Origin of the sequence: Dictyobacter aurantiacus (assembly GCF_003967515.1) — a bacterium.
GTDB classification, from domain to species: Bacteria; Chloroflexota; Ktedonobacteria; order Ktedonobacterales; family Ktedonobacteraceae; genus Dictyobacter; species Dictyobacter aurantiacus.
Window position 1 is genome coordinate 2,585,753 of the sequence record NZ_BIFQ01000001.1, and the last position, 17,591, is coordinate 2,603,343.

At 55.6% G+C, this 17,591-nt stretch carries 13 protein-coding genes; 5 read left to right on the plus strand and 8 right to left on the minus strand.

Annotated elements, in window-relative coordinates; all coding sequences use genetic code 11:
* The gene (locus KTT_RS10485; RefSeq protein WP_126595926.1) at positions 1–2,736 is read right to left on the minus strand and encodes a sensor histidine kinase; all 2,736 of its coding nucleotides are present in this window, start codon (positions 2,734–2,736) and stop codon (positions 1–3) included.
* A gap of 501 nt (positions 2,737–3,237) precedes the next feature.
* On the opposite strand from KTT_RS10485, the gene KTT_RS10490 reads away from it, so the two are divergent.
* Entirely contained in the window at positions 3,238–4,509 is a 1,272-nt protein-coding gene (locus KTT_RS10490) for a M16 family metallopeptidase (protein WP_126595927.1), read from the plus strand.
* A gap of 168 nt (positions 4,510–4,677) precedes the next feature.
* Positions 4,678–5,538, plus strand: coding sequence for a class I SAM-dependent methyltransferase (locus KTT_RS10495; RefSeq protein ID WP_126595928.1), 861 nt, complete (start codon positions 4,678–4,680; stop codon positions 5,536–5,538).
* A 51-nt stretch (positions 5,539–5,589) separates the two neighbouring features.
* Here KTT_RS10495 and KTT_RS10500 read toward each other — a convergent pair whose 3' ends face one another.
* From KTT_RS10500 to KTT_RS10510, 3 genes are all read right to left on the minus strand, one after another.
* A complete protein-coding gene (locus KTT_RS10500) occupies positions 5,590–6,246 on the minus strand; it encodes a hypothetical protein (RefSeq protein ID WP_126595929.1) in 657 nt (218 codons plus the stop codon).
* A 123-nt stretch (positions 6,247–6,369) separates the two neighbouring features.
* On the minus strand, positions 6,370–7,608 hold the full coding sequence (locus tag KTT_RS10505; RefSeq protein ID WP_160145783.1) for a pyridoxal phosphate-dependent aminotransferase: 1,239 nt from the start codon (positions 7,606–7,608) through the stop codon (positions 6,370–6,372).
* Positions 7,609–7,636: 28 nt separating this feature from the next.
* Entirely contained in the window at positions 7,637–8,803 is a 1,167-nt protein-coding gene (locus KTT_RS10510; RefSeq protein WP_160145784.1) for a M20 family metallopeptidase, read from the minus strand.
* A gap of 247 nt (positions 8,804–9,050) precedes the next feature.
* On the opposite strand from KTT_RS10510, the gene KTT_RS10515 reads away from it, so the two are divergent.
* Both KTT_RS10515 and KTT_RS10520 read left to right on the plus strand, forming a co-directional pair.
* Positions 9,051–9,962 (plus strand): isoaspartyl peptidase/L-asparaginase family protein, encoded by a 912-nt coding sequence (locus KTT_RS10515; protein WP_126595932.1) that lies wholly within the window; start codon positions 9,051–9,053, stop codon positions 9,960–9,962.
* A 399-nt stretch (positions 9,963–10,361) separates the two neighbouring features.
* Positions 10,362–11,393 (plus strand): cellulase family glycosylhydrolase, encoded by a 1,032-nt coding sequence (locus KTT_RS10520; RefSeq protein ID WP_126595933.1) that lies wholly within the window; start codon positions 10,362–10,364, stop codon positions 11,391–11,393.
* A 112-nt stretch (positions 11,394–11,505) separates the two neighbouring features.
* Here KTT_RS10520 and KTT_RS10525 read toward each other — a convergent pair whose 3' ends face one another.
* Both KTT_RS10525 and KTT_RS10530 read right to left on the minus strand, forming a co-directional pair.
* Positions 11,506–12,714: a protein kinase domain-containing protein gene (locus KTT_RS10525; protein ID WP_126595934.1), complete on the minus strand. Its 1,209-nt coding sequence runs from the start codon at positions 12,712–12,714 to the stop codon at positions 11,506–11,508.
* A gap of 74 nt (positions 12,715–12,788) precedes the next feature.
* A complete protein-coding gene (locus tag KTT_RS10530) occupies positions 12,789–13,859 on the minus strand; it encodes an ROK family protein (protein ID WP_160145785.1) in 1,071 nt (356 codons plus the stop codon).
* 354 nt (positions 13,860–14,213) lie between these two features.
* On the opposite strand from KTT_RS10530, the gene KTT_RS10535 reads away from it, so the two are divergent.
* Complete coding sequence (locus KTT_RS10535) at positions 14,214–15,314, plus strand: aminopeptidase (protein ID WP_126595936.1); 1,101 nt, start codon at positions 14,214–14,216, stop codon at positions 15,312–15,314.
* Between the two features lie 134 nt (positions 15,315–15,448).
* Here the strand turns inward: KTT_RS10535 and KTT_RS10540 are convergent, their stop codons facing one another.
* Entirely contained in the window at positions 15,449–16,630 is a 1,182-nt protein-coding gene (locus KTT_RS10540; RefSeq protein WP_126595937.1) for a pentapeptide repeat-containing protein, read from the minus strand.
* A 14-nt stretch (positions 16,631–16,644) separates the two neighbouring features.
* Positions 16,645–17,508: a putative RNA methyltransferase gene (locus KTT_RS10545; RefSeq protein ID WP_126595938.1), complete on the minus strand. Its 864-nt coding sequence runs from the start codon at positions 17,506–17,508 to the stop codon at positions 16,645–16,647.
* Positions 17,509–17,591 lie beyond the last annotated feature (83 nt).

The window sequence follows — 17,591 nt, forward strand, 5'->3', positions numbered from 1 at the left end:
CTATTCAACAGTATCAACGGGAGGGTTTACCTGGGGCAAATAAAAGCTAAAGGTTGATCCCTCATTGGCGACACTCTGCTCTAACCAGAGCTTACCGCGCATCGCCTCAACGAAACGACGACAGATGTATAATCCCAATCCCGAACCACGGACCGGAGTGGTCAATGAACGGGGGGCGCGTACAAATTTTTCAAAGATCTTCTGCTGATCGGCGGGCAGAATACCCTCGCCCTGATCTTTTACGCGTACCAGTATAACAGCAATATCTTCATTGTCCAGCAATAGCGTCGGATCGGCCTGGTCCTCACTCAAAAGTGGCTCAACTTCTGAAAGCTGCAAAGAGGTGGCCGTGACCTGGATGATGGTGCCGGGCGGCGAGTATTTGGTGGCATTCTCCAGGAGATTGGTTAAGACCTGACGTACCCGTGGCGCGTCGCCATTAATCCAGAGCCTGGGATCGATGCTCAGGGAGATGTCGTGTTCAGAGTTGTGTGTCAGCATATTGACGGCGACTTCGGCCGCGGCCAGCACCTGTACTGCCTCTATATGCAGGTCCATCTTGCGATCACCAGGACCAATCTGAGCCGCTTCAGTAATGCTGGCGACCATATCGCTCAATTGCTGAGCCGCGACCGAGATCCTGGTAGCGAAGCGCAACACCGTTTGCGGCGTGGCCCGCGCGCTCTGGCGCTTCAGCTGGCTGGAATAGCCACTGATGGCGGTGAGGGGGGTACGCAACTCATGGGAGGCGGTAACCAGGAACTCGTCTTTCAGCTTGTCCATGCGCTCCAGACGAGCATAGGCCTCCTCGCGCTGCTCAAAGAGAAGGGCATTGCGAATCGCGCTGGCGGCCTGCGCGCAGACGGCCAGCACGGTCCCAACATCTTTGGGACGGAAGAAACGATTGCCGTGCGGCGTCGGAACCGCCAGAAAACCAATGAATTCCGTTTGATACGACATAGGCACCATCAATATATGCTCGATACCCATCTCGCGCAGGAAGATCATCCCGCCCTCATTGCTCGTTTTAGCCAGTTCATCTAATTTCGGCGGGTCCAGATAGAAAAAGCCCTCATCGGCCATATGCTCAAGAAAGGTTCCTTTAAAGGGGAGCTGAATCATGTTAATCAGCGCGTCCGGCTCACCTTTATTGGGAGGGGTAACCACCGGAAGGCCACTGCCATCATCCACCATGCGCACGCTCGAAGGCGCGTAGAGGGCATGGGCCACCAGTTCCTCGGAGGTAGGTGATGGCTCAAAGAAGGCGCACAGGTCCACTTTGGTGATAGCGGCCACCGACTCGACCAGATTGTTGAGCAGCTCGGTCACGTTCAATACGGAATTGATCGACTGCAGCGCGCTGTTGATGGCCGCCAGTTGCGCCTCGCGCTGGCGCGCATCATTGAGGATAGCGCGATCGCGTTCATATAACTTGGTGTTCTCAATGCTAACCGTAACGATCTGTGCCATCGCCTCCAACACCTGAATCTCTTCATGCTGATAGGCGTCAGGCCGCATACTCGTCAGACAGATGGTGCCGATCACGCGATTAAACATCTTCATTGGCAGCAATAGAAACGACTGGGTATGGCGCTGATCACCCCAGACACCGCTAAGCAGTTCCTGATAGGTCTGTGCCTGCTCGCTATCGCGGGTCGGTGAAAACAGCAACGTCCGCTGCTCCTGCTGCGTCTCTCGCCACCAGACTGGTCGCTCGGCCTTCAGGCGCACAGCCGGCTTTTCCGCCAGGCCCTCGATGCGCTGACCATTGTTCATGGCGAAGATATCGTATAAACGATCCAGGTCGCGATCGTAAAGGGTCAGCAGCATACCCGAGACATCCACCACACGCTTCACGAATTGATAGATATTCTCCACCAGGTCTGAGAGCTTCACCGAGGTAGGAAAGACCGAGCTGATGCTCTGCAATAATTGCAGATACTCGCTGGTGCGGAGTTGCTTGCGGCGCAGCCCCTCATCCTGCTGGCGCAACGTACAATTCTGCAGGGCGAGCGCGATCCGTTCGCAATAGCTCAAAGCCTCGCTGCGCTGACGCTGAAAATAGGCGGCGGTAGCCCCGACCGGCTCGCTATAAAAGTACAGGACCACCACGCCCAGCACGCTGGCCAGTCGGGGCTCTCCATACGCCTCATCCACCAATGTCGATTCCCGAATGGGTACGACCAGGTAATAAGCTGGCGCCACATCATAGCGGGGAGGGATCGGCTGATTGGCCAGGAAATGCTTCATATAATGATCATGGCGCATCACAAAGGCTTCATTATTATGCCAGCAATTCCCTATCAAATCCTGTCCCTGGGAGTAGGTCGCGCCAGGCATAAAAAGCTCGCACTGTTGAGGAAAGACATCGACGATGTCATCCACAACAGCCGCCGCCCGCGCGCGAGGAAGAGATGCTGGGGAGATAGACGCGACGTGCCGCGTCTCCTCCTCATCCTGGCCGAGGTGGACCGTGGCACGTCTCCTGGCCGTATCGGACAGGCGGGGAGAGAATTCATTAATTGCCGGGGAGGAGCCTTGAGCGCTCACCTGCGCACGCTTCCAGCGAGTATGCACCCGTACACGCATCTGGCCGATCTTCTCATCATAGAGGGCCATACAACTACCGTCGGCACCAAAGCGCGTCATCATCTGTTTTAAAAGCAATTTCAACAATGATAAGGGATAGTTTTCTTCGGCCAATAAATCCGTTTCTCCCCATGTAGAGGTAGACATCCACAACTCCTCTTCTAGCCAAAGCGCTCAAAGGTGCGCTGAAAAATCGTCTAGCTGGCAACGAGCACGTGCTACACCAAATTTCTACAGCGTAGCATATCACACACATTAGCCATATTCAACATGACAGGCAGAACAGCTGTATAAATACAAACTTGATGCATAATATCAGTACGCATCAATGCATGTCTTGAGTGTAAATCTAGCATTTATTAGCTATTATCTCTGCCAAAACGCAGATTCTGGCGCTTGTTTTGAAGGGCATATTGATCACGTTAGTACTATATCACTTGTTGACATATTAAACAACGCGATGCTACAACCTGATATATATGAGCCGGAAGGAGCATTTGACAAGCCAGCTATAGTGGGGCTATGATGCTACTTACGATGATACGTATTACCAGGGAAACACATACTACGCCTGTAGCGACGGATAACGTGCCTGCTAGCAAGCGGTAGGCCGAACAGACAACGCCTTGCACACTGGAGGAGCAAGTTATGTCAGAAACCATAGCCAATGGAACGATATTTCACACCCACACGCTCAGCAACGGTCTACAGATTGTTGGTCAGCCGATGCCAGACTTTGAATCGGTGGCGGTATCCTACTATGTATGTACAGGCTCACGTGACGAATATGATCCAAACATTGCAGGCGTCTCTCACTTTCTAGAGCACATGGTCTTCAAGGGCACACAGACCCTCGACTGGCAAGAAATCACGCTGGCCTTTAATAAGATCGGGGCCGAGCTCAATGCCTTCACCTCCCACGAGTCGACCGTCTACTACGCGCGTGTGCTGGGCGAATACCTGGACCGGGCCCTTGAGCTACTCAGCGACATGATGTATCCGCGCCTCGATGAGACCGACTTCACGATGGAGAAGGAGGTCATCATCAATGAGATCGCGCGCTCCGAGGATCAGCCTTACAACCTCACCTATCGGCGCATGATGCAGGACTACTTCGCGGACCATCCCCTGGGACACGATGTGCTGGGCACGCGCGAGAGCATTCGCAATCTGCGCGTCGAGCAGATGCGCGACTACTGGAAGCGCCGCTATGCCGCCAACAACCTGATTCTCTCGGTGGCCGGAAACTTTGACTGGGACCATATCGTCGAGCTGGCTGAGAAGCACTGCAGCAACTGGCGCACTGGAGATAGTGGTCGCGACGTCTCCCACTATGAGCCCGCGTCCTCGCAGCGCCACGTGATGGTCGATAAAAATCTCAAGCAGCAGATCATGATCATCGCCATGCCGGCCGTAGACATCAAACATCCCGACTACTACGCGGCGGTCCTTGGTGGCAGCATCCTCGGCGACAGCGACGGCTCCCGCCTCTACTGGAACATCTATCAACGCGGACTGGCCGAGTCCGCCAGCGCCGGTATCTGGGCCATGGAAGGCACGGGCATCATGCTGATGGAGGCCAACTCCACTCCCCAGGACGCACCACGCGTCCTCAAGATGCTCAATCAAGAGCTCGATAGCCTGCTCAACGACGGCGTCTTTGAGGATGAACTGCGCCGTGCCAAAGACAAATGGATCAGCGGCATCGTCCTCAGTAGCGAATCCACCTTCTCGCGGATGCGCTCCCTGGCCAGCGACTGGGTCACCGAGGGACGCCTGGTCAGTGTAGAGGAGGAGATCGAGCGCATTGAGAAGATCACGCCCGATGATGTAATGCGCGCCCTCAAACATTTCCCAATGCGCGACAAACAGATCGTCACTACCCTCGGTCCTTTAAGCGAGGCAGAGCTCTTCGCCTAAACGAATACACCCGGAAAAAGCCCGGTCGCCGATGCGACCGGGCTTTTTCCGGGTTTCTAACCCTCCAGACATCAGACATTGACCCGCTGGCAAAGCTATGCTACAGTGGCGACATACATATCCGGATAGATCCGCTCACAGAAGTTATAAGTGAAATGAGTTCTTTTTATGCCGTATCCCATCGATCCAATCGTGCTCTCCTATGTACAGGCGGAGCAGTTACAGCAGGCGCAAAAGCAAGGGGAAAGCTCATTGGAGCTGTCGCCCGACCTGGGTATCAGCACCATTACAGTGCAGATCTCAGAGGATGGCGTCACATTTCCGGAGGGAGAGCGGCTCAGCTGGCAGCAAGTACAGAAGATCAAGCGCGCCGATGTCAACTGCTTTGTGCTCAATAGGGAAGGTGAGATAGAACCCATTCGCTTCTTTTCGGAGCATACCAATCGCATGTGCAGCCTGATGCCGACCAGGCACACGCCGACCATGTTAATCGCGGGCTTTACCATGCATCGCATCGTCAACATCGATCCGATGGAGGATACGCTCAAAAAGGTGGCCGCCATCGCCCCCCTGACCGGTCGCGTACTGGACACCGCCACCGGCCTGGGCTATACCGCCATCGAGGCCGCCAGGGCCGCCACCGAAGTCGTCACCATCGAAATAGATCCAGGCGCCCACTACATCGCGCGCCAGAATCCCTGGTCGCGTGACCTGTTCGCCAATCCCAGGATCACCCAACTCATGGGCAGTTCCTACGACCTTGTCCCTACCTTTGAAGAGAACAGCTTCGACCGCATCATCCACGATCCTCCCGTCTTCAGCCTCGCCGGTGACCTCTACTCGGGCGTCTTCTATCGGCAGCTCTACCGCGTCCTCAAACGCGGCGGGCGACTCTTCCACTACATCGGCGACCTCAACAGCAAATCGGCGGGAACCGTCACCCGTGGCGCCCTCAAACGCCTGCAAGAGTCGGGCTTCAAACGCGTCGTACGCCACCCCGAAGCATTCGGCGTCGTCGCCTACAAATAACCCCATTTCACCCCCTCACCATAGGTTCGGACCTCGCGTCCGATTTCGACATCACAAAGCGGCTTGCGGACCACGGGCGGCGTAAAGGGCATGGTTCTCAATGATAGTCTGTACGATCTGCTCCACAGGACCATAACGCGAGTCGATAGGCCAGCGATCGTTGCGGCCATCGTTGCGCTGCACATCCAGCCACACCTGGGCCTGGCTAGAATCATCATTCGAACGCATATGCAGAGCAAGCTTCTGCACCTCGGCGAAATCCAGGATCTTAAAGCGCCGTCCATTGGCAGAGGTATAGTTCATGCATTGCACTACACCCTCGGGCGTCAAAATCAATACCGATGTGCGTACCCGCTGGCCGCGCCGATACTCCAGAAGAGCGGTCAGCAAGGCTGCCAGCACCGGGAGCAGCCAGAAGAACAGGCTCAGGTGTAGCAACGAGGGCACAAAGTTCTGCCAGTTCGTGGCATGTAGCGCGGGTTGGATGCCAGCCGGGATATGGGCAGGAGCGGCCACCAGCCAGCTTAAAACGCTAAAGGGTCCCAGAAAGAAGAGAAGGGCAAGCTGCAACAGTCCCACAAAGATAAAGGCGAATAAGGCCGAAAAAATGGCCAGGCCCAGCGGCTTGCCGCGGCCATCGAACATGCGCCAGTCCTCTGGCAGCGGCCCCTGCAGCGCCTGGTCCAGGATAGCTTCTGGTTGTAGCATAAAGAGCATCCTTTCGTCTCCATATCGTAACCTTCATTACTTATACTCATCAAAGGGACGGCGTGGATGCATACGCTTTGGAGGAACATGGACGCTCGGGGAAATCGGACGCGAGGTCCGAACCTATGGTGATGGCGACGGTGGCGAGATCGGCGAGGATGGGCGGTCGGCGAGCTGGCAGATGGCTTTGACACCCATGATCAGCTCTTCTTCTGTGGCGGCCAGCGAGATGCGTACGTATTCATCGGAGACGCTGCCGAAACCCTGGCCTGGCGTGACCGTGACGTTGCTGGCGGTGATCAGATCGAGCGCGAACTGGCGTCCACCCCGGGACTCACCATGGCGTCCGCTGACGTTGATCAGGGTGTAGAATGCCCCGTGCGGCGTGTAGCTGTAGCGACCGAACTCTTTGAGCTGCTCTACCACCAGGTCACGGCGGCGGCGATAGCTCTCACGCATCTCGACCACACAATCCTGGGGACCCGTAAGGGCGGCGGCGGCGGCCCGCTGCACGGGCGTGCTGATATTGGTCAGGTTCGCGTTGAGCACATCCACGATCGTTTTGGTCAGACGGGTACCGGCCACCACGTAGCCGATGCGCCATCCGGTCATGGCATAGGTCTTTGAGAAGGTATAGATGCCGATGAAGCGTCCATCCTCAAACTCCTGGCGCGAGAGCAGGCTGGCCGGGCTGACATGCTCGCCCTCAAAAATGATCTGATCGTAGCACTCATCCGAGAGCAGATAGAGATCGTGGCGCTGCGCGAACGCGAGCAGTTCGGCCATTACCCGGCGCGGAAAGACAGCTCCGGTAGGATTGCCGGGCGAATTGATCATCAGCATGCGCGTGCGGGGCGTCACCCGCTGCTCCAGTTGCTCAATGACCGGCAGCCACTCGTTGGCGGGATCCAATGGATAGGTCACGGGAACGGCGCCAGCGATCTGCAACTGGGGCAGATAGATGGGCCAGCAAGGATCAGAGATCAGCACCTCATCCCCTGGATTGATGGTCGCCAGCAGAGAGGCCAGGATACCGCCGGTACCGCCCATGGAGATGGCGATATTCTCGGGACCCACCGTGTAGCCGTTGACGCGCGCGATCTTCTCGGCCAACAATTCACGCAGCCAGGGCCAGCCGCTGGCCGGTCCATAGGTCTGTACCTCGCTGGCGATACTATCGATAGCCGCCTGACGAATATGTTCGGGGGTACGGAAGTTCGGCTCGCCGATCTGCAGACGAATGGGCGGTGGCAACCGCTCACCACGCGCCTCGGCTTCGCGCTGCAGTTGATCGGCATAGGCTCCTAACGATACAATATCAGGAACAGGGAGTTGATGGAGTTCAGGTTTACCAAATTTCATATAGATTTGCTCACGATCCACACTTAAACTACTGGCACAAACGTTGTAACAGGCCACTGACCAGGGCGATGCGTACCGGCAGCGGCTCCAGCTCGATATATTCATCGGGATTATGGGCCAGGCCGCCGGTTGCTCCCAGACCATCGAGGGTAGGCACGCCCAGGGGGGCCGTTGTATTGGCGTCCGAAGCCCCACCGCTGGACACATCCTCGATCTCCAGTCCCAGGTCAGCTCCCGCGGCCTGCGCCAGCTGCACCAGTTTCAGGCTGCCCTCGGTACGCTCAAAGGGCATATTGCTGACGCCTCCCGACAGCACCACACGCGTCCCCTTCAGCACCGTATGGGAGGTCACCTCGCGCATAGCCGCCTCAATGGCCTCCAGGCCGGCGCGATCACTCACGCGCACATCGATCTCGCAATAGGCATAATCGGGCACAATATTGGTGCGCCCACCACCCTTGATAATCCCCACATTCAGGGTCGCGCCTGGGATCGTACCATTAATAGCCTGCAACGCAATCACCTGGTGTGACAGTTCCAGAATAGCGTTGCGCCCCTTCTCGGGTTCCACGCCAGCATGGGAGGAGATTCCATGCGCCTCCACGTGATAGTTAGCGATTCCTCTGCGAGAAGAGACCACGCGATTGATGATGCGCCCTGGCTCCAACACCAGCACGGCGTCCGACTCGCTGGCCAGCTTGCGGATCAGGGGACGGCTGGAGTGCGAACCAATCTCCTCATCGCTGTTGCAGACAAAGGTGACCGACTGATAGTTGTCCATCTGCGACTCGATCAATAGCTGCACAGCATAGATGCCGATCAGTACGCCCGATTTCATGTCCAGCACGCCCGGTCCTTTGGCGATCTCCATGCCATCTACCCGCGTACGCGAAAAGGGACGCCGCCGAGCCTCACCCTTGGGGAAGACTGTATCCATGTGTCCGATCAACAATAGCCTGGGACCCTGTGGATTCGTGCCGCTATGGATTGCCACCAGGTGATTCCCATACTGCTGCTGCTCATCAAAATAGGTCTGGCACCCAAGACGCTGCAAGCGCTGCTGTAGCCAGAGTCCCAGCCGATCAACCCCCTCTTTGACATAGGTGCCAGAATCGATATCGACCATGGCCTGTAGATCGGCCAGAAACGGCTCCATCATCGACTCGGCCTTCTCCAACAAAATATTTTTCGGCATGCCATGCTCCCCCTTCATTGTGCAATGCAGTAGATACTACGACCAACACCTTCCATTTTACTCTGTCGCAGCACTTAAGATCACATGTATATCAATCGTAGGGTAGCAGCCAGAAGCAAAGCTTGTCAATGGACGTTAACAGGTGTGAAGGTTTCATACTCCATCAAAAAAGGCCACGCCTCATTTCCCGAGATGATACAATTGGCTCAGCATGCAAATATATCAGTCTTGAGAGGGGTTGCGACTTATGCCAATTGCACTTATCGTTCATGGGGGCGCCGGAGACATCAAAGAGGAGCGGTTCGAGGGCGCCAGGACAGGTTGTAAAGAAGCCGCGCAGGTCGGCTGGCGCGTTCTGCAGGCCGGTGGCAGCGCGCTCGACGCGGTCGAGGCCGCCGTCCGGGCGCTGGAAGATAATCCAGATTTTAACGCGGGCCGGGGCTCCTGCTTGAATAAAGAAGGCAAGATCGAGATGGATGCTGGTATCATGGATGGTCATAGCCTGAACGTAGGGGCCATCGCCGGCGTCGAGCTGATTCAGAATCCGATTACGCTGGCACGCCGCGTCATGGAAAGCGAGCATACATTCCTGATCGGAGCGGGCGCCCAGTTCTTTGCCCGCGAGCAGGGCATCAATCCATGCCACTATGAAGACCTGCTCACGGAACGCCAGTATCAGGCCTGGAAGCACCATACCCACAGTTCCCTGACCTACGAGGCGAAGACCGATACACAGCAGGAGAAAAAGCAAAAGCATGGAACCGTCGGGGCCGTAGCTATCGATAGCGCGGGCCGACTGGCGGCCGCCACCTCGACCGGGGGCATCGCCAACAAATATCCCGGCCGCGTCGGCGACTCTCCGCTGGTAGGCTGCGGCTTCTACGCCGACGAACACGCCGCCATCTCATGCACCGGCTATGGAGAAGACTTTACGCGCCTGATGATCGCCCAGCGGGCCGCCTCCTATGCGGCACAGGGAATGGATGCTCGCCAGGCCGGAGAGGCCGCGATCAACTTCCTGAGCAAGCACGCCGAAGGTGATGGTGGCCTGATTATCGTCGATCACCACGGCAATGTCAGCAAGGCAAAAAACAGCAAATGCATCGCCCACGCCTACATCAACGAGCAGATGACAGAGCCCATCGCTGATATTTTTTAACCACCTTCCTCCAATCTCAGAGCGTGACTTACTCTCCTTGTGTTGGCGCACGTGAGCGCCCCCGCACAGGCGTCCGCATGCGCGGCCGCACACATTTTTTTGTGTGGGTGCAACCGGGGCGCGGATGCGCCCCGGTTGCACCCACACAAAATGTATTGCTAAATACCGAAGGTGCGAAAGCTCAAGCCTGCTCCCGACGATGATCATGAAAATAAGACACATCCACAAACACCTTCGGGCAAAAAGCACATCAAGACAAACTTGACATAATGGTAAACACTGGGTACTATTATGCAATAGCGACAAGTAATCGATTACTGTTTATTTTTGTTTATTGAAAGGCAGAATAGTCGTCTTAAAAACACAGTGCTAGTGTTGAATATGCAAGGAGGATTGAGCATGTTTCAGCAACGCAGGATGCAGCTTATCTCGATAGCAGGAGCCTTACTCACGTTAATGATGCTTGTCGCGACGCAGATGGTCAATGTACCAGCGGCCCATGCTGCCACAACGGTAACCCCGGACCAGTTCAAGGGAGTGAACTGGGCGGATCCACGAGACAACTTCGCCAATGACGCCGTGGTGCCATCGGGTCTATCGACAGCGGATAACTATCCCACCACCTACGCCAAGGCACACGCGATCATCCAGGGCTTCGCGGTTAATCTGCACGCGAACACGGTAAGGTTGCCGATCAACCCCTATACCGTAAACGGTCCTTTCTGGCATTCATATACTGGCGCGATCAAGGCCGCCACAGACCAGGGCTTCAAAGTTATCCTGAGCTACTGGGAGGGAACTGGAGTGTACCAGGATGGCAAGATCGACAGTCTGCCCGCCTTCTGGAAAATGTGGCAGACCGTTACCGACCGCTATCATAGCAACAAGCTGGTCTACTTCGAGCCGATGAATGAGCCACACGGTTACAGCGAGAGCGATTGGACCAACATCGTCGCGCAATGGATCGACACATACCACTCGGTCTCCATAGATCACCTCTTTGTCAGTGGGGCCGGCTATAACGACCATGTTAACACCATCTGCACGGACAGCCGCTTCACTGGCGCCTTCTTCTCCCTGCATAACTATGGCTTCTGGAATCCAACCCAGACCAGTTATGATGCCTGGATCAATGATTTCAAAAGCCGCATCGGGTCCTGTGCCTCGCGTACCGTTGTCGACGAGTGGGGAGCCCCGATGACCACTGGCTGGGATTACAATGGTCCAATCAATAATAACGCCTACATCGCTTACGTGCAGGCTGGCACAGACCTTATGCGCTCATGGCACATGGGTTCAGTCTACTGGCCTGGACTGCGCAACGGTGATAGCTATAGCATGGAGACGCTCAACGGCAGCGGAACGCATCTCACCCTGATCAACAATAACGCTTCAGGCGTGAGCCGGCTCGAACACTCTTACGGCCTCTAACGTTCCCATCCATAGCCATACAAAAGCAACAAAGAGATACGCCGGTTGAACATCGATAAGATCGTTCAACCGGCGTTTTTATCAGACCGGGCGCCGCGATAAATAGCACTGATTAATGAATGATAACGGTTGAGAGATAGTAGCCGATGCCAAAGAAGAGGGCAAAGAGCAACAAGCCCAACAGAAGGAGCAGTGGCATATTGACACGTTTGGGCTGGGCATCCGTCTCATAGGCTGCCTGGCGGGCAGCCGCCAGCTTGGCGCTCATGGTCGTATCAAACGAGGTTGGAGCATCATTTTGCTCCACCATCACCATCTGCCTATTGGGCTCGGAAATAGAAGCATAATCGGCACCAGAGCGAACAACTTCGCGGGCACCACCCGGTGGTTGACTCAACAGACCAGTGGAACGTCCTCGCGCGAATTGTGGCTGCGGCACCCGTAGCGCTGCGTCATCTTTTACCTGGTAAGCGGGTGCCAGCTGGCCGGATGAGATGGGAGGTGCGGGTGGCTCTAAAGTCTCGGCCAGCGCCCTCAGTTCGGCGTGCAAAGCTTCTGGAGTAGAAATATATTGAGGATGCTGGCGCACAACCGTACGTGCGATAAGTTCACACAGTTCAGGAGGAGCGTTACGCATAAAGCGCAAACGGCCATCGACCGGTGGCTCTATGGCGCGCGCGTCGGGATTGCGGCCCGCTAGCAGTTGATAGAGCAATAATCCCACGGCGCGGGTATCGTCGGCCCGGCGCCCATCACTGATCACACCTGGAGCCAGTTCTGGATCGGCCACAACGGGGCTACCACCGCCCCCGATATTATTCCACGCCGTAAAATACAGCATATCGGTCGGCAAAGCGAAGTTATTTACCCGCACCGCTCCACGACGATCGCGAATAATCGCCGATGGTGTCAGGTCGCCATGACAGACCTTACGCACAGGGGTGCCCGCGTACATCAGGGCCTGACAGACCTGCACGCCCAGGTCAACCACATAATAAGGAGAGAGTTGTGATTGCAGCAACGTGCCAAAATCATCACCATCCACGTATTCCTGCACAATATACAACGCTTCAGGTTCAACGATCAGGTCGTAGATGTCAATGATATTGGGATGTGCAAATTGCGCGGTCGCACGAATCGCAGCACGATACGCTGGAATATGCTCGGTTGCCGCTGACTTTATCGCGACAACTCGTTGCAATACCTGGTCGAACCCCTGGTAGACAGTACAGGTTTGCCCCTGTTGTACCAAACGCTGTAGCAGGTAGCGTCTTTGAATGACCCGGCCTGTTTCCACTGTAAGCCTCTCAAGATTACGCACTTATACTTCCTTGCATCCAGATAAGTGAGTGTTCAAGCTCCAAACACAACATGACAATCTGAATGTCATAAGCATTATAGGTCTTGTAACGCTAATGTAACTGCACCCACGAGCGGGGCCTCCGATCCGAGGCTGCTCTGGGCGATACTCAATGATTGACTTGCCTCAGGAAGACACAACTCCTGAATACGTTCCCTTAACGGCGCGATCAAAAGCTCGCCCGCACTGGCCCCTGGACCACCTAGAATGATCATGCTAGGATTTACCAGTTGCACGATGTTAGCCAGAGCCAGACCCAGATAGGTACGAACATCATGTACAACCCGCTGAGCTATCTGGTCTCCTTCAGCTGCTAGCTTAAATATTTGTTCAACAGTAATGCGTTCGGCGCGGCCGTCGGTCACCCGGCGGATAGCCGCTTCGGTCTCAGGATATTCTATAGAGAGGCCGATCATCGTGCGCACAATCGCATAGGCCGACGCGATCGCTTCCAGGTGTCCCCGGCCGCCGCAGGAGCAGAGGGGACCATCCTCCTTCACGACGATATGGCCGACCTCGCCAGCCGTGCCGGTCGCGCCATGATAGATACGACCATTCACCGCCAGCCCACCACCAATCCCACGCCCAAGTCCGATATACAAAACCGCTCGCTCGCCACGACCAATGCCATGTACCACTTCTGCCAGCGCAGCCGCATTCGCATTATTATCAATAATACACGGCACGCCTAACTTTTCGGAAAAATAGTCCTGCAACGGGAAATCATTCCAACCGTGTGCATGATGGAGACGCCTCACAACACCCGATTTGGCATCGACCAACCCTCCCACCGCCACACCGACGCGTAGGATGCGCCCGGCGCGCAAATGATCCGGCTTCGTCACCTCAGCAATCATTTCATCGAGCAACTGCAACACAGATTGGCTATCGGGAACATATTCCTGGGGACGGCGAACACGATGCAAAATATTACCATTAAGATCTGCCAGGGCCACAGATTGACGCGCTCCACTACCACTTAATTCGATGCCGACCACATACCCCTGCGTGGCCAGCAGATTACCACTGTTGCGCTGCTTCACAGACTGGCCTGAAAAAGCTTCAGTCCCAGCGGCGGTTCTATCTGAAGTGGGCTGTGTAGTCACGGTTCGCTCTCCCTTCAATTCCTCACCAGAAACACATGGTTGGAATCTAAGCTTGCTGCCATCCAGACAAAGAAATAAAATTACCGTGTGGTGTATGCCATTTTGTCAGGTGACAGAGTGGTTGCACCTGAGCTCAGTCTGGATGCTCGGAATTTAGATGATCCCATTATAAGGATTGAGCATTACTGGGACAACGGGTTTAGTATATCATACAGAATTAGTAACGCAAAGTTCGCTAGGATGCCTGTCCCAGTTTTTATCAATACTAGCCCATTATGGTACAGCTAACTATTTACATTCTCTCATCTATAGCATATAGTTTGCGATAAATGTGGATAATAGAAAGGAAAAAGCATGGCAGATCCACGCTTACAGAAGCTGGCAAAAGTACTGGTTAACTACTCGCTAGCCCTTCAGCCGGGCGAGACCTTTTCCTTAAAAGGACCTGCGATTGCTGCTCCATTGATCAAGGAGATTTATCGCGAAGCCATTCGTGCCGGTGCCCACGTTACACCATCTATCACACTGGATGGAATGGAAGAGATTTTCTTTAAGGAAAGCGGTGAGGAGCAGATCCAGTACATTTCGCCGGTCGCGGAATTTCAGATCAACCACTTCGATGCGCAATTCACCATCATCGCCGACGAAAACACCAGGGCGCTGAGCCATATCGATCCACAGAAGATGGCGGCGCATAGCGCGGCCCAGGCGGGGATCGCCAAACGCTTCATGGAGCGTTCCGCCACCAATGATCTACGCTGGTCTCTCACCCTCTATCCTACGCAAGCCCATGCCATGGATGCCGGTATGTCGCTGAGCGAATATGAAGACTTTGTCTTTAACGCCGGTCTGCTCGACCAGGATGATCCGGTAGCCGCCTGGAAAAAAGTGCAGGCAGATCAGCAGCATATCGTCGATTACCTGGATCAACACGATGAGATCCATATCGTTGCCCCTGGCACCGATCTCACCTACCGCGTCGCCGGTCGCAAATGGATCAACTGCGCAGGGGACAAGAATTTTCCGGACGGCGAGGTGTTCACCGGGCCGATCGAGAACTCGGTCAACGGCTATGTCAGCTTCACCTATCCCGCGGTCTACAACGGTAACGAGGTCGAAAATGTACGTCTGGTCTTTAAAGATGGCAAGGTAGTCGAGAGCAGCGCCGGACGGGGAAAAGACTTCCTCGATGCCATGCTCAATATGGACGCCGGTTCCCGCTATCTGGGCGAGGTGGCCTTCGGCCTCAACTATAACGTGCAGCGCTTCACCAAAGAGATCCTCTTTGATGAAAAGATCGGTGGCACTATGCACATGGCGCTGGGTGCTGGCTATCCCGAAACTGGTTCGACTAACGAGTCCGGCCTGCACTGGGACATGGTCTGTGACCTGCACGAGGGGAAGGTGTTCGCCGATGGCGAGCTCTGCTATGAAAATGGGAAGTTTATCATTTAGCGCTGTAAGCGCGTAGTGTTTCCCGTTGCCTGGGGGCGCTGACGCCCCCAATCTTTTTTTAATATAAGTGAAGTTGTTCGGCATGCGCTGTGCGCATGCCGAACAACTTCACTTATATTACCAGGTAACTTCGCTTATATTAATATGGTATGTTCAAGGATGGTTGGGGGTTGGTTGGCGGTGAATTGGGATAGCCAGACCTGGAGGCGCGCGAGTTCATCTTCGTCTACCTCAAGAGGACCGCAGTGGGTGTGGTGAAGGCGCGCGCCTTCCAGGTGGGCGCCGTAGAGGTTGGCGCCAGACAGACAGGCGTGGCTGAGATCGGCCGTTTCCAGGTGGGCGCCGCGCAGGTCCGCGCCAAGCAGATACCCCTGCCGCAGGTTGGCGCCCTCAAGATGGACGCCACGCAGATCTGCGCCTTCCAGGTGGGCGGGGTAGCGACCGGTGAGGGAGACGATCTCCAGGTGGGCGCGAATCAGGTTGGCTCCCTCCAGGTGGACGCCGCCCATGTCGCTGCCGGTCAGAACCGCTCCGGAGAGGTCGGCGCATTGGAGATAGGCGCCGCCGAAATTGGTTTCGGCCGCATAGAGCGCGCTCAGGTCCGCATACTCAAAATGGACATAGCTGAAGTCGGCATGGGAGACGGTGGCGCGGCTGAGGTCCGCCCCGCGCAGATGCGCGCCAACCAGATAGGCTCCGCTCAGATCGGCACCGCTCAGGCAGGCACCATTGATATGGGCGCCGATCAGGTTGGCCTCGCACAGAAAGGCGCGCTTCAGCATTGTGCCCTCCAGGTTGGCGCCACCCAGTTCGGCCAGTCCCAGAGAGGCCTCGCACAGACTGGCGCCATTTAAGTAAGTCCCGTTGAGGGCCGCACCCTGCAACTGCGCGCCATCCAGCAGAGCTCCCTCCAGATGGGCACGGGCCCACTCGCGCTCTTCATCGTTGGCGGGCAGCCAGTCGGCCCAGGCCAGGCCAGCCAGCAGGCGTGAAAGGGGGAGATGGCTCAGATCCACATCGCGCAGGTCGGCGCCGCGCAGATCCAGTCCCCAGCGGGTTCGCTGTTCCAGCACGCGCCAGTCCACAGGACCCCGCTCCTGCTCATGGATAGATAGCAACCACTCCACATCGGCCCGTGTCAGCGGCTGGTCGCGAAAAGGATAGCGTCCCAGAGAGATATCGGGCACCACAGTGAGGCGCTCGCGCAAGAATCGCTGGCGCTCCGGTTCGATGACAGGTTCTAGGCGCCAGGACCGTCCCTCTTCACACCGGGGGCGTGACCAATCAGATTCAAAGGATAATTCTGGTATTGTCATAATAAAAAACACTTCTATTCAGATACTGAAAGTTTCCGCTGAAAGACCAGGCAGACAAAATCAACCGTGGTGGTGAATTCGACCAGTTCAGCCAGGCGCACCTGGCTCTCGGTCGACTGATGCCAGTAATTAGGTGTCATCATCACAAGCTGTTCAATCTCGCCTTGTTGTAGCTCCAGCTTATAGGTCAGGGTGTGTAGCGCCAGCAGATCGAAAGTGCTGGCGAACTGCTCAATGACGTGTTGCTGCTTATTTTCTTCGATATTCAACAGGTGTAACGAATGACGCAGCTCTTCCAGATGGTGTGAGCCAGGAATGATAATCAGCAGGGGTGCGCCGGGCTGCAGTACACGGGCATATTCAGCAACGTTGCGGGGCGCGAACACATTGACCATGCTGCTCAGCGCCGCGTCGGCCAGTGGTAGCTCCTCCTTAAGGTTGGCCACCAGGAAAAAAGATTCTGCATAACGCCTGGCCGCAAGGCGAATCGCATCTTTAGAAATATCGATGCCTACGCCGTGCACCTGTCCATATTTATCCTTCAGTGCTTGCTGCAGGCGAGCCAAATAATAGCCCTCACCACAGCCCGCGTCCATAATACGCAGTGGTCCTTCAATAGTAGCCGGGAGGTGCATCCCTAACAGTCTATTCAACAGGTCTGAGACAGGTTCATAGTAACCCTGGTCAAAGAAGGCACGCCGCGCCACCACCATATCTTTTGTGTCCCCAGGAAGCTTCTTACGCAGCAGATTTACATATCCCTCTTTCGCCACATCAAACGCATGGCCACGCTCGCAACGCAGCGCCGCCTGCTCGAAGTTCAGCGGCATTCTACACACGGGACAGACCAGGATCGGTGCAACATCGGTCAATACCATCGACTTTTTTACTCAACTTTTCTGTTCGTTTACTTTTCCCACATCATATGACGAACGAGCAAGGCTACTCAAATAGTCATATC